This window comes from Nannocystis bainbridge (assembly GCF_028368995.1).
Taxonomy (GTDB): domain Bacteria; phylum Myxococcota_A; class Polyangia; order Nannocystales; family Nannocystaceae; genus Nannocystis; species Nannocystis bainbridge.
The window spans coordinates 585144-611786 of record NZ_JAQNDL010000002.1 but is presented as its reverse complement, the minus strand read 5'-3'; the positions used below and the strand labels follow the sequence as shown (position 1 = coordinate 611786).

Annotated in this window: 23 protein-coding genes and 1 pseudogene; 8 read left to right on the top strand and 16 right to left on the bottom strand. The window is 72.8% G+C overall.

Going from position 1 to position 26643, the window contains the following annotated elements:
* Nucleotides 1–16: 16 nt before the first annotated feature.
* The 12 genes from POL25_RS20065 to POL25_RS20010 form a co-directional block, all read right to left on the bottom strand.
* On the bottom strand, nucleotides 17–2404 hold the full coding sequence (locus POL25_RS20065) for an MMPL family transporter (protein WP_272087720.1): 2388 nt from the start codon (nucleotides 2402–2404) through the stop codon (nucleotides 17–19).
* A 22-nt stretch (nucleotides 2405–2426) separates the two neighbouring features.
* Nucleotides 2427–3119: an outer membrane lipoprotein carrier protein LolA gene (locus POL25_RS20060; RefSeq protein WP_272087719.1), complete on the bottom strand. Its 693-nt coding sequence runs from the start codon at nucleotides 3117–3119 to the stop codon at nucleotides 2427–2429.
* A gap of 55 nt (nucleotides 3120–3174) precedes the next feature.
* Nucleotides 3175–3579 (bottom strand): acyl-CoA thioesterase, encoded by a 405-nt coding sequence (locus POL25_RS20055; RefSeq protein ID WP_272087718.1) that lies wholly within the window; start codon nucleotides 3577–3579, stop codon nucleotides 3175–3177.
* Nucleotides 3576–5105 carry an HAL/PAL/TAL family ammonia-lyase gene (locus POL25_RS20050; RefSeq protein WP_272087717.1) on the bottom strand — a complete coding sequence of 510 codons (1530 nt, stop codon included), beginning with the start codon at nucleotides 5103–5105 and terminating at the stop codon, nucleotides 3576–3578. The genes POL25_RS20055 and POL25_RS20050 overlap by 4 nt, the downstream gene beginning before the upstream one ends.
* On the bottom strand, nucleotides 5102–6214 hold the full coding sequence (locus POL25_RS20045; RefSeq protein ID WP_272087716.1) for a lysophospholipid acyltransferase family protein: 1113 nt from the start codon (nucleotides 6212–6214) through the stop codon (nucleotides 5102–5104). The genes POL25_RS20050 and POL25_RS20045 overlap by 4 nt, the downstream gene beginning before the upstream one ends.
* A 24-nt stretch (nucleotides 6215–6238) precedes the next feature.
* The gene (locus POL25_RS20040; protein ID WP_272087715.1) at nucleotides 6239–7015 is read right to left on the bottom strand and encodes a glycosyltransferase family 2 protein; all 777 of its coding nucleotides are present in this window, start codon (nucleotides 7013–7015) and stop codon (nucleotides 6239–6241) included.
* Nucleotides 7016–7064: 49 nt separating this feature from the next.
* Nucleotides 7065–8987: an AMP-binding protein gene (locus POL25_RS20035; RefSeq protein ID WP_272087714.1), complete on the bottom strand. Its 1923-nt coding sequence runs from the start codon at nucleotides 8985–8987 to the stop codon at nucleotides 7065–7067.
* Nucleotides 8984–9574, bottom strand: coding sequence for a COG4648 family protein (locus POL25_RS20030; RefSeq protein ID WP_272087713.1), 591 nt, complete (start codon nucleotides 9572–9574; stop codon nucleotides 8984–8986). The genes POL25_RS20035 and POL25_RS20030 overlap by 4 nt, the downstream gene beginning before the upstream one ends.
* Nucleotides 9575–9642: 68 nt before the next feature.
* A complete protein-coding gene (locus POL25_RS20025) occupies nucleotides 9643–9930 on the bottom strand; it encodes a phosphopantetheine-binding protein (protein ID WP_272087712.1) in 288 nt (95 codons plus the stop codon).
* A gap of 374 nt (nucleotides 9931–10304) precedes the next feature.
* A complete protein-coding gene (locus POL25_RS20020) occupies nucleotides 10305–10916 on the bottom strand; it encodes a hypothetical protein (RefSeq protein ID WP_272087711.1) in 612 nt (203 codons plus the stop codon).
* Nucleotides 10917–11009: 93 nt separating this feature from the next.
* Nucleotides 11010–12434, bottom strand: a complete 1425-nt coding sequence (locus POL25_RS20015; protein ID WP_272087710.1) for a glycoside hydrolase family 183 protein — start codon at nucleotides 12432–12434, stop codon at nucleotides 11010–11012.
* A 113-nt stretch (nucleotides 12435–12547) separates the two neighbouring features.
* Nucleotides 12548–12724 carry a hypothetical protein gene (locus POL25_RS20010; protein ID WP_272087709.1) on the bottom strand — a complete coding sequence of 59 codons (177 nt, stop codon included), beginning with the start codon at nucleotides 12722–12724 and terminating at the stop codon, nucleotides 12548–12550.
* Nucleotides 12725–13167: 443 nt separating this feature from the next.
* Here POL25_RS20010 and POL25_RS20005 point away from each other — a divergent pair, with 443 nt between their 5' ends.
* Nucleotides 13168–13350, top strand: coding sequence for a hypothetical protein (locus POL25_RS20005; RefSeq protein WP_272087708.1), 183 nt, complete (start codon nucleotides 13168–13170; stop codon nucleotides 13348–13350).
* A 101-nt stretch (nucleotides 13351–13451) separates the two neighbouring features.
* On the opposite strand, the gene fabG is transcribed toward POL25_RS20005, so the two are convergent.
* Together fabG and POL25_RS19995 are read right to left on the bottom strand one after the other, a co-directional pair.
* Nucleotides 13452–14231 carry a 3-oxoacyl-ACP reductase FabG gene (gene fabG / locus POL25_RS20000; protein WP_272087707.1) on the bottom strand — a complete coding sequence of 260 codons (780 nt, stop codon included), beginning with the start codon at nucleotides 14229–14231 and terminating at the stop codon, nucleotides 13452–13454.
* A gap of 230 nt (nucleotides 14232–14461) precedes the next feature.
* Entirely contained in the window at nucleotides 14462–15094 is a 633-nt protein-coding gene (locus POL25_RS19995) for a hypothetical protein (RefSeq protein ID WP_272087706.1), read from the bottom strand.
* Between the two features lie 189 nt (nucleotides 15095–15283).
* Between POL25_RS19995 and POL25_RS19990 the strand changes: the two genes are divergently transcribed.
* The 5 genes and pseudogenes from POL25_RS19990 (at nucleotide 15284) to POL25_RS19975 (ending at nucleotide 20077) form a co-directional block, all read left to right on the top strand.
* A complete protein-coding gene (locus tag POL25_RS19990) occupies nucleotides 15284–16555 on the top strand; it encodes a hypothetical protein (RefSeq protein ID WP_272087705.1) in 1272 nt (423 codons plus the stop codon).
* Nucleotides 16556–16687: 132 nt separating this feature from the next.
* Nucleotides 16688–16870: pseudogene (locus POL25_RS44950) on the top strand (hypothetical protein); the annotation flags it as partial.
* Between the two features lie 211 nt (nucleotides 16871–17081).
* On the top strand, nucleotides 17082–18890 hold the full coding sequence (locus POL25_RS19985) for a hypothetical protein (RefSeq protein WP_272087704.1): 1809 nt from the start codon (nucleotides 17082–17084) through the stop codon (nucleotides 18888–18890).
* 504 nt (nucleotides 18891–19394) lie between these two features.
* Entirely contained in the window at nucleotides 19395–19847 is a 453-nt protein-coding gene (locus POL25_RS19980; protein ID WP_272087703.1) for a hypothetical protein, read from the top strand.
* A gap of 2 nt (nucleotides 19848–19849) precedes the next feature.
* Entirely contained in the window at nucleotides 19850–20077 is a 228-nt protein-coding gene (locus tag POL25_RS19975) for a helix-turn-helix transcriptional regulator (protein WP_272087702.1), read from the top strand.
* A 36-nt stretch (nucleotides 20078–20113) separates the two neighbouring features.
* Here the strand turns inward: POL25_RS19975 and POL25_RS19970 are convergent, their stop codons facing one another.
* Nucleotides 20114–20740 carry a hypothetical protein gene (locus tag POL25_RS19970; protein WP_272087701.1) on the bottom strand — a complete coding sequence of 209 codons (627 nt, stop codon included), beginning with the start codon at nucleotides 20738–20740 and terminating at the stop codon, nucleotides 20114–20116.
* 54 nt (nucleotides 20741–20794) lie between these two features.
* Between POL25_RS19970 and POL25_RS19965 the strand changes: the two genes are divergently transcribed.
* Nucleotides 20795–21010 (top strand): hypothetical protein, encoded by a 216-nt coding sequence (locus tag POL25_RS19965; RefSeq protein WP_272087700.1) that lies wholly within the window; start codon nucleotides 20795–20797, stop codon nucleotides 21008–21010.
* A 261-nt stretch (nucleotides 21011–21271) separates the two neighbouring features.
* Here the strand turns inward: POL25_RS19965 and POL25_RS19960 are convergent, their stop codons facing one another.
* Entirely contained in the window at nucleotides 21272–23983 is a 2712-nt protein-coding gene (locus tag POL25_RS19960) for a M16 family metallopeptidase (RefSeq protein ID WP_272087699.1), read from the bottom strand.
* Between the two features lie 763 nt (nucleotides 23984–24746).
* On the opposite strand from POL25_RS19960, the gene POL25_RS19955 reads away from it, so the two are divergent.
* Complete coding sequence (locus POL25_RS19955; protein ID WP_272087698.1) at nucleotides 24747–26594, top strand: hypothetical protein; 1848 nt, start codon at nucleotides 24747–24749, stop codon at nucleotides 26592–26594.
* The last annotated feature ends 49 nt before the right edge of the window (nucleotides 26595–26643 follow it).

Sequence of the window (26643 nt, the reverse complement as noted above, 5' to 3'; positions counted from 1 at the left end):
GACCATGTCCGAAGATTCATCCCCGATCCTTCTCCTCGCCCGCGCCCGCCAGCACCAGCGCGGCCGGGGCCAGCACCAGGCTGAGCAGCACCCCGAGCCCGACCGTGACCCCGATCGCCTGCAGCGCCGGGCTCTGCGACATCGCCAGCAGGCCGAACGCCAGCACCGTCGAGAGGCACGCCAGCAGCACGCTGAGCACCGTCGCGTCGAAGCCGCCCGGGTCGCGCCGGCTCTCGGCCAGGAACACCCCGTAGTCGACGCCCATGCTGAGCACCAGCAGCAGCGCCACCACGTGGAGGATCCCGATCGTCACCCCCGACAGGGCCACCACCGCCAGCGCCGTCGCGGCCGCCAGCACCGCCGGGGTGAACGCCGCCAGCGCCAGCCCCAGCTTGCGGTAGCGGAGCCACACCATCGCCAGCACCGCGAACAGCCCGAACCCCACCAGCTCGAGCGTGCGCGCGCGGTAGCGGCCGAACGCCGCCTGCATCATGCCCTGCTGGTCGAAGTAGCGCACCTGCGGCAGATCGGCCAGGCGGGCCTGCAGCGCCGTCGCGTCGCCGACCCCGCGCAGCAGCGTCACGAGGGCCACCTCGCCGCCCTCGATCTCGGCCCGGAACGTGCGCGCCGCTTCGGCCAGCGGCGTCCCGACCAGGTCGGCCGGCCGCATCACGTCTGGCCCATGGGACATGTCCGCGAAGAACTTGGCGAACGAGCCGGCGCGGAAGCCCTCGGCCACGAACGCCGCGTCGAGCCGGGCCGGCAGGCTCGGGTCGGCCAGCGCCGTCGCGTTGTCTCGCTGCAGCGCCGTCGACCACACCAGCGCGTGCAGGCTGCGGAACGCCTCGATCTCGCCGGCCGCCTGGGCCGCGCGCAGGCGGACCGCGACCGCGTCGTTGCCGGCCAGCGCCGCCTCGTCGTCGGCCCCGAACGCGACCACGAACCGGCCGCCGTCCATCCGCGACACCCGCCCCCGCACCCGCTCGTCCTCGGCCAGCATGCCCGGGTCGAGCGCCGTCAGCAGCCGCACGTCGTCGGACCACTCGATCTGCGGCAGCCCGACCACGCACAGCCCCAGCGCCGCCGCCGGCAGCACCGCCACCGCCGAGCGTCGCCGTCGCATCGCCGCCACCATGCGCGCCAGCCCGGCCGCCGCCCGCCGCTGCAACCAACCTGGCTTTGGGGCCATGGGCAAAAGGTCAGGTAGCCAGTAGCGCGTCGCCAGGGCGGCCACCAGCACCCCGATCGAGGCGAACAGCGCCACCTCGCGCAGCCCCGGGAAGCTGGTCCACGCCAGCCCGGCGAAGCCCGCCACGGTCGTCAGCGCCCCGAGCAGCAGCCCCGGCCAGATCCGGCGCGCGCTCTCCCGCGGCCCGCCGCGCGGCGGGTCGAGCATGTGGTGGTTGAACAGGTGCACCGAGTAGTCGATGCACACGCCGATGAGCGTCGCCCCGAACGCCAGCGTCAACCCGTGGACCGCCCCGAACAGCGCCAGGCAGGCCGCCAGGGCCGCCGTCACCCCGGCCGCCAGCGGCGCCAGCGACAGCAGCACCAGCCGCGGCGAGCGGAACATCAGCAGGAACAGGGCGATGATGCCGACCAGCGAGACCGTCGAGATCCGGCCGATGTCGGCGCGCATGCTGGTCTCGGCGGCGAGGGCGAAGCGGGCCACGCCCGACTGCTCGAGCGCCAGGCGCCCGCCCGACTGCGCGTCGACCTCGGCGAACGCGGCCTCGATCGCCGCCTGCAGCGGCCCCTGCTCGGTGGCGTCGAACGGCGAGCCGCGGGTCGCCAGCATCACCAGCGCGTGCTGGTCCTCGGCCACGAAGTGCCCGTCGCGCAGCCCGACGCCGCCGCCCTGGGCCGCCTCGAGCCGGCGCAGCTGGGTCGGATAGGCCAGCAGCGGGTCGGCCGGCGCGATCTGCTTGATCACCCCCGAGGTCGGCAGACCGAGCTGGCGCCGCAGCTCGCGGGCCGCGGCGCGCAGGCCGTCGTCGGACAACCTGTCCTGAAGACCAGCCAACTCGTCGGCCAGGAGGTAGTGCCGGCGCGGATAGTAGAGGTTGTGGATCGCCTCGGCGTGCAGCTCGCCCGGCCCCGTGCGCAGCCACGCCACCTCGGGCCGGTTCTGCAGCCGATCGGCCAGCGCCCGCGCCCCGGCGATCGCCACGTCCGGCTCGCCGCGCTCGTCCGAGACCGACAGCACCAGCGTGCGCGTCAGCTCCGAGCTGGCCATCCCGCGCGACAGCGCCGCCAGCTTGGGGTCGGCGACGTCGGCCATGAACGCGGTGATGTCGGTGACCACCTGCAGGCGCAGGGCGCAGAACGCCGCCAGCCCGGCGACGATCGCCGCGCCGATCCCCGCCCGCCATGCGCTCGGCCTGTCTGATCGGGCAGGTTCCATGGAGCAGGTGCGGAAGGCCGCCTCAGCGGCTCGCCGGCGCGGCCGCGACCGGGGCCGGCTTCGGCGGCAGGCTGAACAGCGCCGTCAGCTCCTCGGTGGAGAACTTGCGGGTCGCGTCGACGGCCGAGAACGTGGTCACGGCCTCGTCGCCGCCGACCTCGACCACCCGCATCGACGCGATCACGACCCCGTCGCCGGCGATCTCGACCCGCTCGATCAGCTTGTCGAGCGGCGTCAGCTTCGGCTTCAGCTTCAGCGTCCAGCGCTGGCCCTCGGCCTGCAGGTCCATCGCGTACATGTTCGTCAGCGCCTCGCGGTCGCCGGCGAAGATCTTGATGAACGAGTCGATGAACAGCCGCACCATCGGGCTCTTGTCGAGCGCGATCTCCTCGCGGCCGGCGTCGTCGGCCAGCTTGAGCGCCGAGCCGTCGATCACCACCACCGAGCGCGCCGGCTTGGCCGTGTGGCGGGCCAGGCGCGGCTTCTTGCCGTTCGGCACGAAATAGATGGTGCCCTCGTTGACCAGCGGCGCCGCCAGCAGCGCCATCCGCTTCTCCTCGCGGAACGTCGCCTGCAGCCCGCTCATGCCGGCGAACTGGCCCAGCAGTTGGTCGAGCGTGATGCTGGTGACCAGCGGCGCCGCGACCGTCACCGGCAGCGGCTCGACCGCCTGGGCCTGGCCGAGCGGCGCGACCGCGGCGATCGTGACCGCCATGACCGTGAGGACATGTCTGAAAAGACCTGTCCGGAAGGACAGACGGGAGCGTGGGCTATACCAGCCGCTGGAGCAGAGCATCGGGCGTCTCCTGCAAGAGGCGACCATCCTGGTCGGTGGTGACGAGGATCGTCTGCCCGCGAGCCGAGCAGCGGTCGTCCTTGAGGTTGCGGATGCGATAGGCCACGACCAGGCGCGGCGCAACCGCGACGAACCACGCGTCGACGCGGGCGCGGTCGGCGTAGCGCAGCGGGTAGGTGTAGCGGCAGTGGCTGTCGACCAGCAGCAGGGCGTAACCCGCGCCGCGGATGTCGGCGACGTCGAGCCCGCGCGAGCGCATCAGCGCGGTCCGGCCGATCTCCATGTACTTGTAGTAGTGCCCGTGCCAGACGATGTTGAGGATGTCGACATCGTGGAACGGGACCTCGAACTCGACCGAGACCTCGTGAAGGCGGCTCACGGCAGCGCTCCGATCGGCAACGCGCCCGCGCGCATCAGCGTCAACACCGCGGCGATGTCGTGGTCCTGGCGGCGGTCGGCGTCGACCATCGGCACCACCCTGCGGACCGCCTCGTGGAGCGTGCGCGCCCGCGCGTGCACGTTGTGACCCGAGCGCAGGTCGACCGCCTGGCACATGGTGAGCAGCCCGATCGCGGCGACCGTCTCGGTCAGCTCGACGATCCGCAGGCAGTCGCGCGCCGCGATCGTGCCCATGCTCACCTTGTCCTGGTTGTGGCATTCGGTGCTGCGGCTGAAGACGCTGGCCGGCATCGTCAGCTTCAACGCCTCGGCCGCCAGCGCCGAGGTCGAGATCTGCATCGCCTTGAAGCCGTGATGCGCCGCGCGATCGGGGCCGGTGCGCGCGACCAGGTTGGCCGGCAGGCCCGCGTTCGTGTCGGGGTTGCAGACCAGCGCGACCTGGCGATCGACGAGGTCGGCGAGGTTGGCCACCGCCGTCTTCAGGGCGTCGAGCGCGAAGCAGGCGTGCCCGCCGTAGAAGTTGCCGCCGTGCAGCACCTCGCCGGTCTCCGGGTCGACCAGCGGGTTGTCGTTGGCGCCGACGATCTCGACCTCGAGCCACTGCCGGACCCAGGGTAGCGCGTCGACGAGGACCCCGATCACGTGCGGGGCGCAGCGGATCGAATAACGGTCCTGGATGCGCGCGGGGGCTGCGGGCCGCGGGAACTCGATATCCTCGCGGATCCACCCCGCCACGGCTCTCTGGCCCGGGTGCGGCTTGGCGGCGAAGATGCGGTCGTCGAAGTGAGCGGGGTTGCCGCCGAGCACGTCGCTGCCCATCGCCGTCAGCGCCGCGCACAGGCGCGCCAGCCGCTGCGCGCGGGCGACCGCCAGGCAACCGAGCCCGACCATGACGCTGGTCCCGTTCATCAGCGCCAGGCTCTCCTTGGGCTGCAGCGTCAGCTGCGGGATGCCGGCCGCGCGCAGGGCCTCGGCCGCCGGCGCCACCTGTCCCTTGAACCAGACCTCGCGCTCGCCGACCAGCGCCGCGACCACGTACGACAGCGGCGTCAGGTCGCCGCTGGCCCCGACCGAGCCCTCGGCGGGGATCCGCGGCAACAGGCGGTGCCTCAGCAAGTCGCACAGCCGCTCGAGCACCTCGACCCGCACGCCCGACCAGCCGCGCGCCAGCGCCACCAGCCGCACCGCGACCACCGCGGCCGCCTCGACCTCGTCGAGGATCCGCCCGGTGCCGCAGCCGTGGAAGCGCATCAGGTTGACCGGCATCGACGGCACGTGCTCGGCCGGCACCGCCGTCTCGCACGAGTCGCCGAACCCGGTCGTGACCCCGTACACGACCTCGCCCGCGGCCAGCCGCCGCGCCAGGTGATCGGCGCCGCGGGCCAACAGCGCCCGGTACTCCGGCGCGTCGTCGAGCGCCGGGAAGGCTGTCCCTTCGGCCAGCTGGATCACGTCGTCGAGGCCGAGCCCGGCGGGCCCCACCAGCAGCACGCGCGCGTTACTCACTCCGCCCTCCAGAACTCGTAGAAGTTGAACCAGTTGAGCGGCGCGAGGCGGCAGTAGTGCTCGAGGCGTTCGGCGTAGCGCTGGACATGGGCGGCGGTGGCGGCCTCGCGGCGGCCTCTGGGCAGTTCTAATTGTTCGGCGAAGGGCTCGCAATAAAGATCGTAGCGGTCGGGCCCGTGGTAAAGCCCGAAAGTCAAGTAAATCGGGCACTTTAGCAGCGCCGCGAGGGTGTACGGCCCGGTCGGGAAGCGCGCCGGAGCGCCCAGGAAGTCGGCCGTGCAGGTCTTGTCGTTGACCCCGACCCGGTCGCCGAGCACGGCCACCAGCTCGCCCCGCTCGATCGCCTCCTTCGCCGCCAGGATGTAGCTGGTGTCACGCGGGTCGATCGGGATCACGCGCACGTCGAAGTCGGCCCCGACGGTGCGCAAGAAATCGTTGATCATCTTCGCGTTCTGCCAGTACGCGAGGATGTGGATCGGCAGCCGCTTGTCGACGCTGCTGGCCCGCATCGCCTCGAACGAGCCGAGGTGCGCCCCGAGCAGCAGCGCCCCCTTGCCCTGCTGCTGCAGCGCCCGCAGGTGCTCGATGCCCGTGTGCGTCACGCGGAACCGCGAGGTCTCGCCGCGGACCAGGAACACGCGGTCGAGCGCGCAGCGGGCGAACGTGTAGATGTGGCGCCAGCTGGCCCAAAAGCCATGCGGCTGGCCGATCCGCCGCAGGTAGTCCTGCGAGGCCCGGCGCGCGGCCCCGGCGAACAGCGCGTAGTAGAACGTGATCACCGCCAGCAGCGCCCCCGCCCCGCGGCGCCCGAACACCCGGCAGAACAGCAGCGTCGCCCGGATCCCCAGCACCGTCCCGCGCTCGGGCCGGGTCATCCACGCCCGATCGCCGCCCGCGCCCGCGACGACCGCCGCCTGGCTCTCCCCACCGCCGCTCGCCACGACCATCGGCCCGCGCTCGCTCGCATCACCGGCCGCTGCCCCGCCGCCCGCGCCGACCATCGCCCCGCGCCCGTTCGCTCCGCCCGCGCCGGCCGCCGCTCCGCCGCTCGCGGCCTCGTCGCGGCTGTCCCCCGGGACATGTCCTTTCAAACCTGCCTGCTGCGCCATGGCCGATCGAACCTGTCCTCTCGGTCAGCGGCCGGCTGGCAGCGCCGGGCGGCGCAGGCGGCGGTAGAGGTCGAGCCACGGGCGCACCATCACCCGCTGGAACGACAGCCGGGTGTGCAGCCACGAGATCTTGACGTTGTCGCCGAACACCCGGAAGTGCGACACCCCGCCCTCGTCGCGGCCGATATAGCGGACCTTCGTCGGCAGGTTGATCACCGGCACCCCGGCCCACACCAGCCGCACCGCGATCTCGATGTCGAAGTCCATGCGGTCGCCGGTGCGCCCGAGCGCCAGCGCCGGCGTCAGCGGGTAGACCCGGAAGCCGCACATCGGGTCGGTGATGACGCCGCGCCCGGCCTCGAAGTCGGTCCAGAACAGGGTGATCTTGCGGGCGATGAGCCGGCCCTTCGGCGCCGAGGCGTCGTACACCGGGGCCCCCAGCACCAGCGCGTCCGGCCGCGCCTGCGCGGTCGCGAGGAAGCGCGGGATGTCCCCGAGGTCATGTTGCCCGTCGGCGTCGACCTGCAGCGCGTGGGTGTAGCCGAGCTCGTGGGCGAACTGGAACCCGGTCTTGACCGCCGCCCCCTTGCCGCCGTTTTGCGTCCGCCGGCGCACGTGCGCCAGCCCCTCGGCCCCGATCGCCTCGACCGCCGCCCGCCCCTCCGGGCCCGAGCCGTCGTCGATCACCACCACGGCGGGCAGGTGCGCCTTGACCCGCAGCACCACGTCGCGCACCGTCCGCGGGTTGTCGTAGGTCGGGATCAGCGCGCACGGCCGGAACGCGGCTGTCCCGGCGGACACGTCACCTGGCCCTCGGGCCATCTCGCGCTCGTCCGTCCCTCCGACCATATCAACCACCGCGCGCGTCGTACTCGAGCGCGCCCGCCGTGACCACCTCGCCCGCGCGCGCCAGCGAGAAGCGAACCTGCGTCCCGCGGACCTCGAGCCGCAGCACCAGCGCGTCGCCCGGCGCGATCGGCCGGGTGAACTTGAGCCGCGCCGCCCGCCGCAGCCGCCCCAGCTCCGGCCGCAGCGCCGCCACCTGCGGCACCACCAGCGCCGTCAGCTGCGCCACCCCCGGCAGCACCGGCCGCCCCTCGAAGTGCCCGCGGAAGAACGCCAGGTCGACCGGCACCCCGACCTCGACCTCGTGCACCGAAGCCTCGCCGTCGTCGCGCCGCACGTGCCCGCGCAGCGCGAACGCGCGGGTCTCACTCGATGTCCCGGAGGACATGTCCCTCGCGCCATCTCCTTCGGTCGCCGGCGTGCCCGCCGCGGCTGTCCCCGAGGACATGTCCTTCACGCCGCCTGCGGCCTCGTTGGCTGTCCCCGCGGACATGTCCCTCGCGCCACCTCGCCCGGCCGCCGTGCCTTCATTCTCCGCGCCCGCTGGCGCGTCGAGCCCGAGCAGCGCGTGCAGCTTGCGCCGCGTCAGCTTCCCGCTCGGCTCGCGCGGCAGCGCCGGCACCACCTTGATCCGCCGCGGCACCACCACCGGGTCGAACCACGGCAGCAGCGCCCGGCGCAGCTCCGCGACCAGCTCGCCGGCGTCGCGCCCGGCCTCGCGGCCCACGATCGCGGCCACCAGCTCGTGCCCGCGGGCCCCCGGCGACTCGACCGCCACCACCGCCGCGTCGGCCACCGCCGTCAGCGCCAGCAGCCGCTGCTCGACCTCGGCGACCGCCACCCGCTTGCCGGCGATCTTCACCACCCCGTCGAGCCGCCCGCGCAGGTGGAACCCGCCGCGCGCGTCGAGCTCGATCCGGTCCTCGCACGGGTACGGCACCGGCGCGTCCGGGGCCAGGAACGGCGAGCGCAGCAGCAGCCGCCCGTCGCTCGCTACCTCGGCCGCGACCCCCGGCAGCGGCGCCCAGGCTGTCTCCGGGGACATGTCCCCCGAGACATCCTCGTGCCGACGCCAGCCGATCCCGCCGGTCTCGGACGAGCCGTACACCTCGGTCACCTGCAGCCCGAGCCCCGTCAACAGCTCGTCCGCGGTCGCCCGCGGCAGCGGCGCGCCCGACGAGAACACCCGCGACAGCGGCGGCAGGTCGCCGCGCTGCAGCACCGTCAGCCCGCGCAGGTGCGCCGGCGTGCTGACCAGCACCGTCGCCGCCACCTGACGCGCCACGTGGGCCACCGTCTCGGCGTGCAGCGGCGTCTCGCGGGCGAACGCCGCCCCGGCGGCCAGCGGCGCCAGGATCCCGAACAGCAGCCCGTACAGGTGATACGGCGGCACCGTCGCCAGCGCCACCTCGCCGGCCCGCAGCGCGAACGTGGCCGCCAGCGTCTGCGCCTCGCCGAGCAGCTGCGCCGCCGTCTTGACGCACGGCTGGTGGTCGCCGGTGCTGCCCGAGGTGTACACCACCGCCAGCCGGCGGTCCGCCGCCAGCGCTTCGGGCCATGTCGGATCGGTCATGTCCCCGGGGACATGCTCCGGGAGCCACTCGCGGACGTCCTGCGCGTCAGCCAGGTCCGAGTCGTGCAGCAGCGCGACCACCGAGGCTCGCCCGGCCAGCGCGCGCACCGCCGCCGGCTGGGCGTTGGGCGGCAGCGCGACCGCGTGGCCGCGCAGCCACGCCGCCAGGGTCGTCACTGCCAGGTGGTAGCGATCGCCGCAGACCACCAGCACCTCGCTGCCCGCGGTCGCCGCCGGCAGCCTGGCAGCCACCGCTCGCGCGTCGCGCATCAGCTCGCCCGCCGTGCGCACGGCCTCGCCCACGGCGACCGGCGCCGCGGGATCGGTGTGGACGAGCGGGACGAAGGACCTCATGCGCGGAGCAAGCGGCGGAGCAGGCGGTCGGGCAGCCCGTCGCCGAAGCGACGGAACGTCACTTTGCGGACGATGAACTCGACGGTGAACATTACCCCGATCAGCAGGTACCCCAAAAGCCCGGTGTAGAGCATCCACCACGACGCCGGGGCCCACAGCGCCAGGCCGGCGCTGACCGCCGCGTTGGCGACGAAGAACCCGCACCAGATCTTGGTCCAGGTGCGGCAGTACGCCGGCCCGCCCGGCGGCAGCTCGGGCTCCTGCAGGCGCGCGAACCGTTCGACCAGCGACACCGGCCCCCGCAGGCTGGCCGCGAAGTTGGCGAGCAGCCCGAGGTTGACCAGCACCGGCAGGGCCATGAACAGCCGCTGCTCGCCCGACAGCGCCGCCACGGCGAACAGCCCGAACAGCGACAGCGGCACCCGCAGCACCGGCCACAGGTCCTCGCGCCGGGCCTCGCGCAGGCGCAGCACCAGCCCCGGCAGCAGCGCGACCGCGAGCACCAGCGCCAGCGTGCGCGGGTTCCAGCGCGTCATGCCGAAGTAGACCACCAGCGGATAGCCGCCGATCACGATCGATCGCAGCACCGCCGGAATCCACCTCGGGACCCCCGCGGCTCGCCGCGGCTCGCCACCAGGGTCCGCCATGCCCGGCCTCAGCCCGCCGCCGCAGCGCGCTGTTCTTGGACGAAGCGGGCCAGGTTGGTCACGCTGGCGAAGATGTGCCGGTTCTGCGCGTCATCGGCCCGGGTCTTGACGCCGTACTTCTTGCCGATCGCCATCGCCAGCTCGAGCACGTCGATCGAGTCCAGACCCAGCCCCTCGACCAGCAGCGGCGCCTCGGGGTCGATGTCCTCGGGGGTCATGTCCTGCAGCATCAGGGCCTCGATGATGAGCTCCTTGATCTCGCGGACCAGCGCGTCGGGCGGGGCGGCATCTGTCATGGGGTCGGCGCATCCTACGGGGAACGCCCTGGAGACGACAAGCAGCAGTCATCGTCCTCCGTGGCCACCCGAGCCGCGTGCTCCAGGCCACGGACAGGGCGCAAGCTCACATCTTCGCCCCTTTTGGTATTGCGGCGGGTCCTGCGGCCTCTCGGTGCCTCGCCATGACGACAGCGAGCGGCCGCGGATCGCCATCGTCACGAGACCTGGCCGAACAGGCAGCCCCGGACTTCGTGTCCGCGATCACCGCCGCGGGCGGCAGCGCCATCGCGCGCGAGGTCGAGGACTGCGTCGCCGCCGGCCGCGCTCGAGCGGTCGGCCGCGTCGACACACCCGCAGGGCCAGAGCGCGGCGCGAAAATCCCGGCCGCGCTTCTACGGCGGGGTCACCGTGAGCGCCGGCGGCTGCGGGAATGGTGGCGCCGGCTGCTTGCAGAAACTGTTCGAACGCTCTTGAAGGATGGCCGGGTGCTTCTTCGAGTCGTTGACGGCCTTGCATGCAATGAGTTGCTCATCGCATTGCTGCTTGCCCTTTTTGCCGCTGAACTTCGCGTAACAAGCTTTCTTCTGCTCGATGCAGGCGTTCCAGCACGCGCTCGTGAGCTCCTCGGGCTTGTGGAGGTAGTCGACTCTGCAGACGGCGTCGGGCCAGTCGGTGCCCGGGCCGACGTAGAGCTTGAAGTGGTACCCGACGGCGTGCTTGCCCTTGTTGTCGTGGCATGACACGGCGGGCGGTCTCATTCCGCCCAGAGGGTACTGGGTGCCCGGGTTGGCCTTCGCCACGCTCGCGGATACCCCCGGCATGATGCAGAGGCTGCCGGGTTGGTTCCCCTGCGGCGCCTCCGCGGACGCCCTGGCGGGCTCCGGAGCGTGGAGGCGCGCTTCGGACCCGGCGTCGCGCTCCGGGCCCAGGTCGGAATCACGCCCCGGGAGCTGGCCGTAGGCCAGGGACGCAGCGAAGAGCGAGGCGGTCAGGATGGTCTTCATGCAAAGGGGATAGGTGAGCTGGCCGCCCGCCCGATCCAAAATTCTTCGATTTTTTTTCGCAGTCGCCGCGAAAGGCTCACCGCGCTCGCCGGCTCACGGCGGGATGATCACGCTGTCGTCGAGGTCCGTCTTCATCAGCACCACGCGGTACGGGTTCCACGTCGAGAGGTTCCAGTAGATCGTCGCCGTGTCGATGGCCATGCCGCTCGCGGTGAACGTGTCGAGGATGTTGATCCCGTACTCGACCCCGAGGTCCCCGTTCGGATCCGCCGACTCCGCGGGGCACGCTTCGAACGCACCCGGTCGATACGGATCGGTCGGCGTGCAGGACATCCCGACGCTCTCTTCGTCGTACATGAACCCGCCCGGGCAATCGTAGGCCCCGTCGTCGACCGCGTGCCAGATCAGGTCCGCCTCGCTCCACGGACCCCACGGGTGCGGCGCCGTGCGCATGTACACCCCCGTCGTCGGCGTCGACGCCGTGCCCGGCCACCGCCCGCTGTAAAGCAGCACCCACTTCTGGATCGCCGGCACATACGCCACCGACGAGTGAAGCACCGGATCGACATCCTCCAGCGCGATCACCGGCACCGCGTCCGTCTGCGTCGACGACCACGTCGGCACCGACCCGCTCATCCCCGCGAAGTAACGCGGCGTCCAATTGATGGTCGTGCCCGGCCCGTTCAGCGTGCTCAGCGGGTGATGCAGCAGGTAAAGATCCGCCGTGCCCGTGCCCGCGGCCGCGAACCCCGGTCGCCCCCACACCAGCAGCTCGTCCGGCTCCTCGCCGGGCTCGTAGTCGTTGTTGTCCGGATCTCGCTCGTCGAGCGCCCCGATCGCGCGGCTGGTCGGGTTGACGAACTTGTTGGTCGGCCACTCGTGGCCGACGTTGAACACCGTCGGGTTCGACGATGTCGCCGACGCGATCTTGACGCGAAACGCCAGCGTCCCGAACCCCGCCTGCGAGCTCGTCGCGTCGCCGCACAGACCGCCCACGCAGGTCAGGCCCTCCGGGCACACCGGCGCCGCCAGGCACGTCTGCGCGTCGCCGGTGAACATCCCGTATAGTTGGCGCCCATCGCTGAAGCCCGTCAGCGGCGTGCGCAGCGGCCCCATGTTCTGCAGCACGCCCGACTGCCACACCTCGATCGGCAGCGGCACGTCGGCGAGGTCGGTCGGGAACACCAGGTCGAGGCAATCCTCCGGGTCGTCGTCCTCCGCGAGGTCGATGAACGCCAGCGAATCGTCGGTGAAGCTCGGCGGCTCGCAAATGAAGTCCTCCTCGATCCACGTGTCGCCGAACAGCATCACCACGCTGTCGTCGTGGCGGAACGAGAACCCGAGGTCGGTGCCGAACAGCCGCAGGTCCGGCTGATGCGCCGACGTCGGATCGGTCCCGTTGTGATAGTCCTTTCCGACCAGTAGACAGACCAATTCGGTGTCGGTCTGCACGGCCCAGGCGGGACTCGAGAACAGACACGACGCGATCACCAGGGCGGGCGCAAACAGTCGAGGCATTTTCTCACCTCTATCACGCCCGCGTCGGCCGCGGCTGGTCCATCCGCGCTCAGGACCGCCCGGCCCGCAGGCCGGGCGTTCGGTCGCTCGCGCCTGCTCGGCGCCTTCATGCGCTAATCCGCGGCCTGAGGCGTGGGGCTGCCTTCCCTGAGCAGGACGTCCCGGCTCGCCAGGTGATCGAGGATCGACTCGACGACTTTGCGGGCGGTGTCTTGCTCGACGCCCGCGCGGAGGGCCGTCTGAACGAGTTCGTCGGTGATCTGAGCGTTGACTGCGGTCGGAAATGCCATCGCCTCGCACGATAATCCGATTTGTCTGCGAAGACCAGCGCAGCGGATCCGAGCCCTCATTCTCCGCGACCCTGGCGAGGGCTCACCGGCGCCCTTACCCGACCCTTCCCGGCAACCTGACAGCCCGCTCCGCGCGGCCATGCTCTCGCCATGCTCGTCACGATTTTTTGCTCGGACTTGCCCTGGCAGCTCGCTTGCGCGACGAATCGAGGTCGGGTGCCCTCGGGCTTCCGCGCGCACGCCTGCCCCGGACGAGCACCTCTACCGATTCGACACCACGGATTCCCCCACCGCGAACACGAGCACCTCCACCGATTCGGGCACCATGGATTCCACCGTCATGGGCGCCACGACCACAGACTCTGGTGATTCCGTGTCTGCCGGCGGCAGCACCACCGGCAGTGTCGTTTACGGAATGCGCTGATCTGCGAGCTCGCCCGCGAATGTTCGACGCCTGGCTCATCGGACAGCTCGACTTCACCGGCCGGCTCGCGGTCGCTACCGTGCGGCGGACCGCCGCCGAAGCATCGGAGCAGGCAAAGCTCGTCGCGCTCGGCCTGCCCTCGCCGCGCGCCGTACAGTTGTGGGCCGGCCTCGACACCGCCTTGAGTTCGCAGCCCGCGTGAACCGGAACGATCCCTCGTGCGGCTCAGCGCGGGGCGAGCGACACCCCGCAGCGCCGCGCGCCATCGCATCGACGGCGCGCCGGCGTCCTCGACGGGCGCGCTCAGGTCCCGAGGACCGAGCCGCCGTCGACGCTGAGGACCGCGCCGTTGATGAAGCTCGACTTCTCGTCGGCGAGGAAGGCGAAGGCCCGGGCGATGTCGTCCGGCTGACCCGCGCGGCCGACCGGGGTGTGGTCGATCATCGACTGCAGGACCTTCTCCGGCATGCTCTGCACCATCGCCGTAGCGATGAAACCCGGCGCGATCGCGTTGGCGGTGATGCCGTAGCGGCCGAGCTCGCGCGCCCACACGCGCGTCATGCCGATCACGCCGGCCTTGGCCGCGACGTAGTTGGTCTGGCCGAAGTTGCCGTACAGCGCCACCACCGAGCTGGTGCTCACAATCCGGCCGTACTTCTGCGCGATCATCGTCGGCACGACCGCCTGGGTGCAGTTGAACACGCCCTTGAGGCAGACATCGAGGACGAACTGGAATTGCTCGGCGCTCATCTGGCCGACGACCTGGCCGTCCTTGACCTTGACCAGCTGGCCGTCGCGCACGACGCCGGCGTTGTTGATCAGGACGTCGATCCGGCCGAACCGCTCGACCACCGCGGCGGCCCCGGCGGCGCAGTCCTCCGGCTTGCTGACGTCGACCTTGCGCGCGATGGCGACGCCGCCCGCGGCCGTGATCGCGGAGACGACCTCCTCGGTTGCCTGTTCGGCCAGGTCCCACACGGCGACGGCATAGCCGGCCTCGGCGAGCATGAGGGCAGTGGCCCGGCCGATGCCGTTGCCGCCGCCGGTGACGATGGCGATCCGCGGTGAATTGGTGCTTGTCATGGGGCGGCGAGCGTACCGAGAGGCCGCGAGGGTCGCCTGCACCAAAGGCCAGCCCGAGAGCGTGAGGTTGCGCGGGGCTGCGCTCGCAGGCGGCCACCCAAAGCCCGCCTGCCCACCTCGCGTCCGCGGCGCGGGCATGCAGCCCGGGCGCGGTGGGGCTATCCCCGTGGGGCTCTGGTGATCGCGCGGGGCCGGCTCGGCGGGGCGCGACGAGCGGCGGACGGAGCGCATCACCTCCGACAGGAAGGCGGTCGCGGACGCTCGGGCGCGGCGGGTTCGGTGCGCAGGTCGAACTCTGCGGCGATCCGCGAGCCCGCGTCCGCCGGTGCGAACCGCCAGCGCAGCGCGACCTCGCGGACGCAGCCGGCGATCGCATCGAGCCCGTCGCTCGCGGCCGTGAGCACGCGTCCGTCGGCGCCGATGTCGATTCGCAAGCGCAGCCGTCCGGCGAGCTCCGGCTGCTCCTCCATGGCCGCGAGTTGACAATCGCGGAGGCTGTCGGCGCGCCCGCGGAAGCTCGACGAGGCCGCGCCGTGGGACAGTGCGCCCTCGGCCTCGAGCGACCGCAAGCGCGCGACGGGCCGACGACCGTGCCGCGTCGAAGAGGGAGGCGACGGCTCGACTCCGCGAGGGCAGCCGAGCCCGCCGGCGCCGTAGACCTCGCCGACCGGCGTGCCTTCGACGTCGCCCCAGACGTCGTACTCGTCGCGCGCGGGCGGCTCGGGTGGGTCCAACCTCACGACCTTGCCGTGACGCTCCGGCTCTGCTTCGGCAGCCGCGGCGCCATCAGCGTTCACGTCGTCGACATCGACGCGCGGCTCGATCGGGCGGCTCTCCGACGCGACCACGGGCGGACGGCTCACGGTCGGCCGCGTGCACGCACCGCAGCCGGCGAGGATCGTCGCGCACCTCGAGAGGTGGACCCATCGCCGCCGCATCCTCGATGAGGGTGCCACAAGCCGGCGGACGCGTCAGCGCACCAATGCAATGCCGGCGCGATTCGTGACCCCGGGCGCCTTCGCACAATCCGCGGATCGCAGTACCCTCGGTCCGTGGACGAGCCGACCCCGATCCGCCGCGAGCACGATTCCCCGTTCCTGTACCTCGAAGTCCAGCCGACCCCGGGACGGGCCCCGCGGCTCGACCTGGAACTCGCCACCACTCACGCCGCGCTCGACTCGTATTCGTCGCAGCACGCACCGACCGGTCTGCTCGCCCACCGGATCCGCCGCGGCGACCTCGGTGCGCTCGACGACCTCGTGCGCGCCCTCGTCACCGTCGCGCCCGACGAGGCGCGCGACGTCGGGTATGTGTACGGTTCGATCGTCGCCGAGCTCCTGCGCGAGCCGCCTCTGCTCGCCCCGCTCTCCGCCTGGCTCGCGCGCTGCCTCGCGGACGACGGAATTCCCCCCGGCGTACGCACGGGCCTCGCAAAGGCCATCGCGAGCGAGCCGCGGATCCCGCCGGAACCCACCCTCGACGCCCTGTTCGCGTCACGGCTCGTCGACGACCCGACCTGCGCCGCTTACTTCGGCGGCTCGCAGCGCTCGCTGGAGCGCCTCCCGCTCGCCCGCATGATCGCAGTCGCAAACGCGGCCCTCCCCGGCGACTGGAACCCCGCGCTGGCGGCCGCCGCCCGCGCGCTCGGCCGGCTGGCGCGCCCCGCCGTCACCGCCGAGCTGCAGGCGATGCTCGAGGTCGTGCGTGACGACGACAACCGCCGGTGCCTGCTCGACGCGCTGGCGAGACACACCGCGCCGCCCGCGAGCGGCGCGGACGACGACGATTACGACGCGCCGCCTCCGAGTGACTCCGGCGTGCCCATCGGCCAGGGTCTCGTCTTCGACACCGAGACCGACGCCTGGCCCAACCGCCACGATCACCTGCTGCGCCGGCTCGCCGACCTCGTCGCGCCGGCGCTCGACGAAGTCTTGTTCGAAGAGGTCTCCCATGTCGAGTCGGACGACGACGACGACGACGACGACGCGGATCCCGATCAGCTGCGCGACGCCTATCGCCTGCGAGCGTTCCTGCCCGACTGCACATTCGAGATCGTCGCCGGCGACCGGTCGGACTGGCTCGACGTGCCCGCCGTGATCGGCCTGCTCAACACTCTGTGCGAGGCCCTCGATCTCGAAGTTCGGTTCGTCGCGCTCCCCACCGATTCCCAGGACGCTCACGTCATCGCCGCCCCCGCGCACACGATCCTCCGCGCCCTCGCCGACGGCTCGCTCGTGCTCGCCGAGGGCGACGCCGCCGCCGCCGCCTCCGGTCGCGCGTACGAACACGCCGCGCTCGATGCGATCCAGGCGCGCCGTCGCTGAGCGAGCAGCCGCTCGAAGCAGGTGCACGAGCATTGCTCGGCGGCGAGGCCGGCGTCGCGTCCCTCGTCGAGGGGCTCGCCGGCCGCCTCGCAGATCTGACCCGCCCCAGCGAGCGGACTGAGGTCCGGACAGGTGACTGCCGGGACGTCCGCCGCTGGCACATCCGCCACCGGACGAGAGCATCCCCGAGAAGGACTGTCAGTCGCTGATCGATCACACCCGGTCGTCCGCGCGGGGGAGCCTGACGACATCGCTCGCCTTTGTCGCTTCTTGGCTGACGACAAGTCGACTTTCATCCGCGGCGCCATCTCGAGCGTCGACGTCGGCGCGGTCATCGGCAGCCGAACCGCTGCACGCCGTCTTGCTCGGGCCTCACTGGCGGCGAACGGCGTCCGCGACGGCGCGCGCGGCGCTGAACAGCCTCCGCCACGGCAGGCCCTCACCCTGCCCGCGCGGACCTCGGGCCGCGCGCGGCATTTTGTCCCTTCGTTGCAGCAGCAGCGCGAAAAGACTAGCGTAACGGGCGATGCACGACGACGGCGCGCGCTGGCTACCCAAGTTTCTCGCGGACAGCGGCTACCGCCACGCGACGTATACCCATCAGTGGACCGAGGTGCTGATCTGGCGCGACACGGAGCGCTGGCTCGGCCGCGGCTCCGACCGCGACAGCGCCCTCGAAGACGCGCTGACGCAGATGTTCCCCTCGGCCGCCGCGCGTCAGCTGTTCGATCGCTTCCGCGACGGCCTCGCCCAGGAGCCAGCCCGTCCGCAGCCCGCGCCGGTCAGCGCCCCCGTATCCGCCGAAGTTATCCCGCCCCCTCCGCCCACGCCCACGCCCACGCCCACGCCCGCCCCCGCGCCCGAGCCCGAGCTGCCGCGCAGCCCGATCGTCGGACGGATCCAGCTGCCGACCTATCCCGCGGCCGCGGTCGCCGAGGCGCGCGAGACCCTCGAAGAGATCCTCAAGGACATCCAGGACATGCGGCCCGACTTCGCGCTGATGTCCCCGCGCTATCAAAAGGTCTACATGCTGGCCTGGATCTCGCGCGCGCGCAGCTTCGACGAGCAGTTCCAGGGCGAGCACAAGATCACCGTGCTGGTGCGGCGGATCGCCCACGAGCTGACCAACCTCAGCAAGACCTTGTGGCCCGGCTCGGTCCAGGCGCTGCAGATGAATGCCGTGCCCGCGTGTGTGGTCGCCGAGCTCGGGCTCAAGACCTTGCACGCGCCCAAGACCTGGGCCGAGGCCCACGAGTTCGTGCAGAACCACCGCGAGCGGGCGATGACCAGCGAGGTTCCCGTCGACGACTACGGCTGGGCCGACCGCCCGCGCAAGGCCCCGCCGGGCCCGCCGCGGACCCTCCTGCGCGAGGCCCAGCGCGCCGTCGAGGCCATCGCCGGCAACGTCACCGACCCGCCGCCGCGGCACCTCACCACGCCGCCCGAGGAGCTCCCCAACGACCAGCTCGACGCGCTCGTCAAGCACGCCCAGGCGCTGCGCGACATCCGGCGCTTTATCGCCGCCGAGGAGCCCGAGACCTGGGGCGCCGTGATGGGCCGCCTGCGCTGGCTCGCGGGGCGCCTCGGCGAGCGCCTGCCGCAATTGCGGCGCTGGCTCGACCCCGACTTCATCCCGCCGCCCGAGCGCGCCAAGACCGGCCCCTCGGCCGACCAGGTGCGCCAGCAACAGGCCGCCGTGCGAGCGGAGCGCGACGCCCTCGCCGGCGTCGACGGCTTCGACGACGAGACCTTGCTGGCCTTCCTGGGCCGGGCCTTCGACGCCCACAACACCCCCGAGGTCGCGTCGCTGATCCAGCCGATCCGCCCGCGCATCGACGCCCTGCGGCCCGACCTGTTCGAGGACCGCCGCATGCGCCGCCGCCTCACCGGCCTGCAAGACGTGCTCAAGCGCGGCGAGCTCGGCGTGCTGCCGACCGACAGCGACCACGACACCGAGGAAGAGAACGACGACGTCGACGATCCGGGCGCGCACCTGGTGGCCCAGGTCCGACCCAAGGTCGAGGGCAAGCGGGTCCTGTTCGTCAGCAACCGCGAGGACCCGGACCTCAAGTCCAAGCTCGAGGAGTCGCTCGGCCTCGACATCACCTGGTGCGACGGCAACGCCCGCAAGGTCCAGGCCCAGTGCGAGAGCATCTCGCGCCACAGCTACGACTACGTGCTGATCGCCACCGGCTTCCAGGCCCACAACATCGACGGCATCCTCGCCCGCGCCGCCCGGGCCAGCACGATCCCCTACGTCCGCGTGTTCAAGGGCCGCCCCCTCGCCGTCGCCCGCGCCCTCGCCCGCACCCTCGGCGTCGCCTCCGCCGCGTGAACGCCCGCGCCCGCGCCGCCTGAGCCCGCAGCGCGAGGTCATGCCAACACCGGCTCGCCTGCGCCTCGTAGGACGGGTAGCGAGACGGCTGCATGCTCGCTACCTGTCCGCACGAACATGTCCCATGGGCCATCCGGCTCGACCTCGCAATTCGGCGCGACCACGACCCACCGCGTGGCGTCACCCAACACAACCCGCGTGAACGCCCCGATCATCATCCGCGAGCCAGCATGTGACCTGCCCCAAGAGTCAGGTACGGCGGCCCTCGAGAGCCACCGTACTTCGCTCGCCTGTACGAGATGAGCCACGGCCCAGGCGCGCCGTCGCGCTCGCTCGCGCTTGGAGCAGATCTGTGTGCCCCGTGCCACATCTCCGCGAACTTTACTTCCGTGTTCACTCGCGCCCGCATCGACGCCAGCGCCTGCAGGCCAGGCGTTCCGCGACCTTTGCCGATCCATGTCAAGCCGGCTTGACACGGCCGGCGTGTCGCGTATCTTTGACATGATGTCAAGCCAAGCTGTCACCCGCGAGCCTCGCCCGGGCGCCTCGTTCGAGGAGCGCAGCGTCTGGATCCAGCTCGTCGGCGTCGCCCTCGCCCTGGGTGCCTACTTCGTCGTCGCCGGCTGGATGCTCGCCAGCGGCATCACGATCTTGCCCGCCTTCGCCGGCGTGTTCGTCGTCGCCGTCGTCCTCCTGGTCGCGATCCTCGTCGGCGGCCACCTCGTCGCCGCGCTCGTCGGTCGTCCCGAGCCGGCCGACGTCCGCGACCACGAGATCGAGTGGCGCGCCGAGAGCCGCACCGGCTGGATCCTCGCCACCGGCGTCATCGGGGCCATCGGCGCCCTCGTCGTCGCCGTCGAGCCGGTGTGGGTCGCGCACCTGCTGCTGCTCTCGCTGTACCTCTCGGAGCTGGCCCGCCTCGGCTTGCAGCTCGTCTACTACCGGCGCGGGATCTAGCCGTGGAGCCCGCGCGCGGCAGCGTCAAAAACCGGATCCGCCAGCTCCGCTTCGAGCGCGGCGAGATGACCCAGCAGGAGCTGGCCGAGCGGATCGGCGTCAGTCGTCAGACCGTCAACGCCATCGAGGGCGGCAAGTATGCCCCCTCGCTCGAGGTCGCGTTCCGGATCGCCCTCGTGTTCGCCGTCCCGCTCGAGGCCGTGTTCCAGTTCGACCCCGACGCCCGGTGACTGTCCCTGCGAACAGCCAGCCTGTCCTTTTGGACATCACTGGACCACGATCGTCACCTCGAACGGCCCGCTCTTGCGCGTGCCGGTGAACGTCCAGCGGTCGAGCGTGCGCAGCTGCGTATAGGCGCGCAGCATCGCCTCCATGTCATGGACCTCCTGCCCCCCCACCGTGCGCACCAGGTCCCCATTTTTAAACCCCACCAGGGCCAGCGGCGACTCGGGACGGATCGCGAACAGCTTGAAGCCGACCGAATTGCCCGCTTCGATCGCCGGGATCACGCGCGCCATCCGGACCACCGCCTCCGGCCTGGCCAGGAACGCCTCGATCTCGCCCCGCTTCACCACGCACACCCCGTCGGTGCAGATCGGCGTCAGCGTCGCCTCTCCCGCGGGCGGCGGCTCGCCCGCCGGCGGGGCCTCGGCGGGCGGCGCACCGTCGGTCTCCACCGGCCTGGCCCGCTCCGTCTCGCACGCTGCGCGGGCCGCCCGGACCTTGTCGAGCTCGACCGTCAGCGCCTCGATCTCGAGCCCGCGGTCTCGCAGCCGCGTCGACATCGCCGCCAGCTCTTCCCGCGCCGCCTCCAGCTCTCTCTGCGCTTTCGGGTCGCACCCGCCCAGCAGCAGCCCCAGCAAGATCCACGCGTCGGCCCGTCGTCCTGGCATCGCGCCCATTGAACACGCCCGCCCGCGCCACGACAAGCGCTACAGTCCTCGCGCGTGACCTTGCCCGCCGAGCCTCGTGAACCGCTGCTGCTGGCCCTGCGCCGCACCGACCCGCTCGCCTTCCGCCGCGAGGTCCGGGCCGTGCTCGCCGCCCAGGCCAGCGTGAGCGCCGGCGCCCGCGCCCTCGGCCTGCGCGAGGCGACCCTGCGCGACCTCCTGGCCGACGACCCCGAGCTGTCCCGCGGCCTCGATCTCGACGACTGGCCCTGAGGACATGTCCTGAGGGACATGCTTGTCCGCGCGCCACCACGGACTCGCCGGCCCGTGCATGTCTTGAGGGACATGTCCTCCGGGACATCCCACGCCGGTGACTATTGACAATGTCCCCAAGAGCATGTCCTCCGGGACATCCCGCGCTCTCACCAGCGTCGCCGCGTCTCATCCCGAAGGACATGTCCTTCGGGACATCCCATGCCCCCGTCCGCACCGCGCCCCGCCTGTCCCGAAGGACAGGCCCCTCACCCTGGCCTCTCAGCCCTTGCGCCGGCGCGCCCGGACCACGCAGCGCGCCGCCCATTGCGGGCGGAACAGCGTCCGGGCCAATGCCCACACCCCGTCTGTCGTCACCGCCCCCACCCGCTGCGGGTACGCGAACGCCCGCGCGCGCGGCAGCCCGTAGACCTCGGACAGCGCCAGCAGCGACGCCATCCGGCTGCGGCGCTGCTGCCCCAGCTCGAACTGGCCGACCAGCCACGCCTTGGCGCGCTCGACCTCCGCCGCCGTCGGCGGCTCTCGCATCGCGCGCTCGACCTCCGCCGCGATCGCGGCCAGCGCCTTCGGCAGCTTGTCCTGGCTCGTCGACGCGTGGATCGCCACGTGGCCGGCGTCGAGGCCCTCGACGCTGCTCATCGACACCTCGTACACCAGCCCCTGGACCTCGCGCAGCGCCGTGAACAGCCGCCCGGTCTGCCCGCCGAGCACCGCGCTGAGCACGTCGAGCGTCGGCTCGCGCGGATCGCCGACAGCGATCCCCGGCCACCCGAGGGCGATGTGGGCCTGCTCGCGGTCCTGGAAGATCTCGCGCTCGCGCGGCCCGGTCGGCGCGCCGAACTTCTTGAGCGCACCTGGCCCCGAGGACAGCCTGTCCTGAAGGCCAGCCTCGCGCAGCGCCGCCTCGACCTGGGCCGCCGCCGCCGCCACGTCGATGTCGCCGGCCAGGGCCAGCACCGCCTGCCCGATCGGGTAGTCGCGGCGCCACAGCCCGCGCAGCTTGGCCGGCGTCAGCGCCCGCAGCCCCGCCGGCGTCCCGCGGCCCGGGCGGCTGAACGGGTGCTCGCCGTAGAGGATCGCGGCCAGCCCGCGGCTGGCCACCTGGCCCGGATCGTCGACCTCGGACGCCAGGTCTTGCAGCGCCACCCGGCGCTCCTCCTCGAGCTCCTCGGCCGCGAACTTCGGCGTCGTCGCGCAATCGAGCGCGTGCCCGAGCACCGCCGGGAAGTGGCGCGCCAGGCACTCGAAATGCAGGCCCAGACTGTTGCGGCCGGCGAACCCGTCGAGCCCCGCCGCCATGCCGTCGATCGCCTGGCTCAGCGCCTCGCCGCTGGTGCGCGCGTTGCCGCGGGTCAGCAGCGCCGCGATCTGCGAGTTCGCCCCGGCCAGCGCCGCCGGCTCGCGCCGCAGCCCGCCCGGCCAGATCAGCCAGCCCGCCGCCACCGGCACCGCCGGCTCGACCCGCGCCAGCAGGCGCAGCCCGCTCGACAGCGTCACCGTCTCGATCCCGTCGCTGGCCCGCTTCGGCGTCACCCCGCCGCGCGCCCGCGCCGGCGCCGGCTTCAGCGCCTCGCTCACGGCGGCCTTCAGGGATTTGGCCGTCGCTACATCCACCTCCGCGCGCGGCAGCTCGAGGCTGACGCACGCGCGCGCCGGGTCGAGCCAGCGCGCGCAGGCCGAGCGGACCGCCTCGGGGGTCAGCGCCGCCAGGGCCGCGTAGTACTCGCGCTCGCGGGCCAGATCGCCGAACAGCGTCGCGCAGGCCCCGAGCGCGTGCGCCTGGCCCTGCACCGTCTCGCGCCGATAGACCAGGTCGCTCTCGAGGATCGCCTTGGCCCGCGCCAGCTCCTCCGCCGACACCGCCGCGTCCGCCAGCCGCCGCACCTGGGCCAGCACCGCCGTCACCGCCGCCGTCGTCTGCTTCGCGGTCGTGCGCGCCGACACCATCACCGTCCCGCCGTGGCGCAGCGAGTCGCAGTGGGCCTGGATGTCCGAGACGACCTGGTCTTTGCGCCGAGTCTCGGCGACCAGGCGCGACGACTCGCCGTTGCCGAGCACCACTGACGCCGCGTCGATCGCCGCCGCCTCCGCCGCCCCGGCCTCCGGCGCCGGCCAGGCCAGCAGCGCGTAGGTCTCCTGGACCTCGGCCCGGCGCAGCGTCACCCCCGGCTTGACCCCCGGCTCGCCCGCCGACGCGCGCGCCTTGGCTGCCGGCACCGCCCCGACGATCGCCCGCGCCACCTTGCGCAGCGCCGCCACGTCGACCGGCCCGACCGCCACCAGCGTCAGCCGCTCACCCGCGTAAGCCCGCCGGTGATACCCACGCAGCCGCGCCGCCGTGTGCCCCGCGACCTCCGCCTCGAGCCCCAGCACCGGCCGCGCGTACGCGTGCGCCCCGTACACCCGCGACAGCGCCGCCTGCGTCACCCGCTGGCCCGGATCGTCGTCGTACTGCTTGATCTCCTCGATCACCACCTCGCGCTCCTGCGCCAGCGTGGCCGGGTCCAGCGTCGGGAACAGCGCCGCCGCCGAGATGATCGCCGCCGCCTCGGCCGCGCGGGCCGCCGGCGCCGTCACGTGCACCACCGTCTCGTCGTGGCTGGTGAACGCGTTGATGTCGCCGCCGAGCGCCTCGATCGCCCCCGCCAGGTCGAGCGCCTCCTCGGCGCGCCGCAGCCCGGCCGCGGCCAGGCGCGCGCGGATGCTCTTTGGGCCATGTCCCAAAGCACATGGCTTGAAGAGCATGTGCTCGAGCAGGTGGGCGCAGCCGTGCTCGTCCGGGCGCTCGGCCGCCGTGCCCGAGCCGACCCATAGCTGCACCGCCGCCGGCCCGGAGCCGGTCGGGCGGCCCGGCAGGATCAGCAGGCGGGCGCCGTTGGCCAGCCGCTCGTCGACGAGCGGCGCGAAGGAAGTGGCGGCCCCCGGAAGGGCGAGGCCGCGGGGCGAGGGAGGCGAGACGGGCAGATCGGGCACGGTAAAGCTCGCCGCCCGCGGTCGCGCGCGGCGCCTCCTCATACCGCGACTCGCCGCCGCGCGCATCCTCGCCCGCGCGTCCGGCGGACCCAGCCGCAAGCGCCCCAGACACCGCCAAAACGGCCCGGAGCCGCCGTTCCGCGCCCGAGCGCGGGCCCCGACTGCCGCGCCCTCGGCCCGCATTCCCGGGCCCTGACCTTCGTTCCGCCGATCTCGCCCGCACCGGCCCCCGCCCCCGGTCGTGTTTTTTTGAACCTGACCCCGCTCTCGCCGCGCCGTCCCGAACGACCGCCCTCGCTCGCCCATGGCCTCCGCGCCCGGTCGAGGTTTCCAAAACATCGCTCTCGCCGCGCCGTCCCGAACGACCGCTCTCGCTCGCCCATGGCGACAGCGACCCGATGGCCCGCGCACCCGGGAGCGGGGCCCGTGAAGCCCATGCGGGTCTGCCGGTCGCGCGGACGCATGCACTCCCTCGTCCCTGCTCGTTCACCGCCTCGGCCTGGCCCGTGCTCGCGTACTCGACATCATGCGCCGGCGACTCGACCGACCGCGACTGCACCTCACCGAGCCATCTCCCCGCGTCGCTGCATCCTGACGATCTCGTCACCTTGCCTCGCCGTGGTCGATCCCGGACCTCGCGCACGCGACATCTGCCGCGCTCGACCAGCCCGCCGCCTCGTCGGCCGCGCCGCGCCCGTCTGCGCGCCCACGCTCGCGTCCGCCGGACAGGCCCCGCCCCCGCGTTCTGCGGTATCGTCGCGCCGTGCTCTCTCCGACCCTCGCGTTGCGCTGCCCGCACTGTCAGCACGCGCTCTCGCTCGACGACATCCGCGGCGCCGCTGACTGCCCCGCGTGCGCTCGATCGCATGGGCTGCCGCCGGCCGTCGCCGACGCCCTCGCCCTCTACGAGCGGGCCATCCAGCAGGCCGTGCGCGACCTGGTCCAGGGGTCACCTGTCCCCAAAGACAGCCCTGATCCCGACCTCGAGTTCGCCGCGCCGGTCCGCGTGCGCCACCAGCCCGGGCTCGCCGCCAGCCTGCTCGCCGCGCCCGTCCCGCCGACCACCCTGCTCTCGATCGGCCCCGCCCCCGCCCCTGCCGACCCCGCCCCGGTGCGACCTGTCCTCAAGGACATCGACCTCGCCGGCGAAGCCCCGCCCCACCCCGGCGACACCCTGCAGGGCCCGGCCGCCGCCGTCCAGCCCGGCTCACGCCCCGGCCGCCCGCCCGGCCCCCGGCCCGCCGCCGCCGAGCACGCCGTCCGCGAACGTGCTGCCGCCGACGCACCTGTCCCCGAGGACATCTCACATGTCCCCGCGGACATCTCACATGTCCCCGCAGACAGCTCGTATTCACCTGTCCTCGTGGACATCTCACCTGTCCCCGCGGACATCCAACCTGTCCCCGCGGACATCCCCATCGCCGCGCAGACCCTGCCCGCCGGCCTCCCGCCCCCACCTGTCCCTGCGGACATCTCCGGCCCCGACACCGATCCCGATCCCGCCGCCCGCCTCGACCCCGCCGTCCTGTCCGGCCCGCTGCCCGCGCCCGCCGACGCACCTGTCTTCGGGGCCAGCCTCGCGCGCGACCCGACCGCTCGCACCAGCGCCAGCGACACCCTCCCCGGCGCCGCGATCAACCCCTCGAACTCCTCGCTGCTCTCCATCCTCTACAACCGCCCTGGCGCCAGCCAGAGCGCGCCCGCCCAGACCGCGGCGCTCGCCCCTCCGCCCGGCGGCCTGGCCGAGGCCCCGCTGCTCGTCGCCGCCGTGCGCGAGCCTGCCGACGGCCAGCCCGCCGTCGCCACCCACGCCCTCTTCGCCGCCGTCCGCTCGATCCTCCCCGACCGGCCCGACGCCGCCGAACCCGAGCCCGAGGGGCGGATCCCCGCCAGCGCCCTCGCCGTGGCCCGCCGCGCCCTCCTGGCCCGCCACGCCGACGAGCGGCGCCAGCAGCAGGTCCAGGGCGGCGGCCTCGGCCTGCTGTTCGTCGCCATCGTCTGCGGCGGCCTGCTGCTGTTCGGCCTGTGGTACCTCGCCGCGGCGATCGCCGTGCTTGCGATCTTCCTGCGCCTGCGTCGTGAGGAGCGCGGCGAGCGGTTCGGCGCCGAGGTCCAGCGCCTCGGCGACGCCCTCGGCGGCCAGCGCCTGCCCAGCTACGACGCCATCGCCGCGTGGTTCGACGGCCTGTGGCCCGCGCCTGTCAGCCCCGAGGCCATGTGGACCAGCCACCTCCACGGCGCCGTGCGCTGCGACGTCAGCGGCTACCCCGCTCTGGTCGACGTTCACCTGAACGAAAAGACAGCCGGCGGCGTCGTCTACCCCCCGCGGATCACCGCCTACCTCGCCGCCATCTGGCCCGGCCGCGTGCCCTCCCTGCGCATCACCGCCACCGACCTCTCGCCCTCGGCCCAGGCTCGCCTCACCCGCCTGCGCAAGGCCGGCTACACCGTGGTCGCCGATCCCCACGGCGGCCTCGTCATGCGCGCCAGCGAGACCATCGCCCAGGCCGCGCGGACCGACATCACCCGCCTGCCCGCCCTGCAGGTCCCCATCGGCGAGCTCGCCGACCTCGCCCGCGACCTCGGGGCCGAGCCCGTGCCCGCGCCGTGAACTCGCCCTCGCGGCGCCTCCCCGGCCCGCGTGACGCCGTCCACCGAAC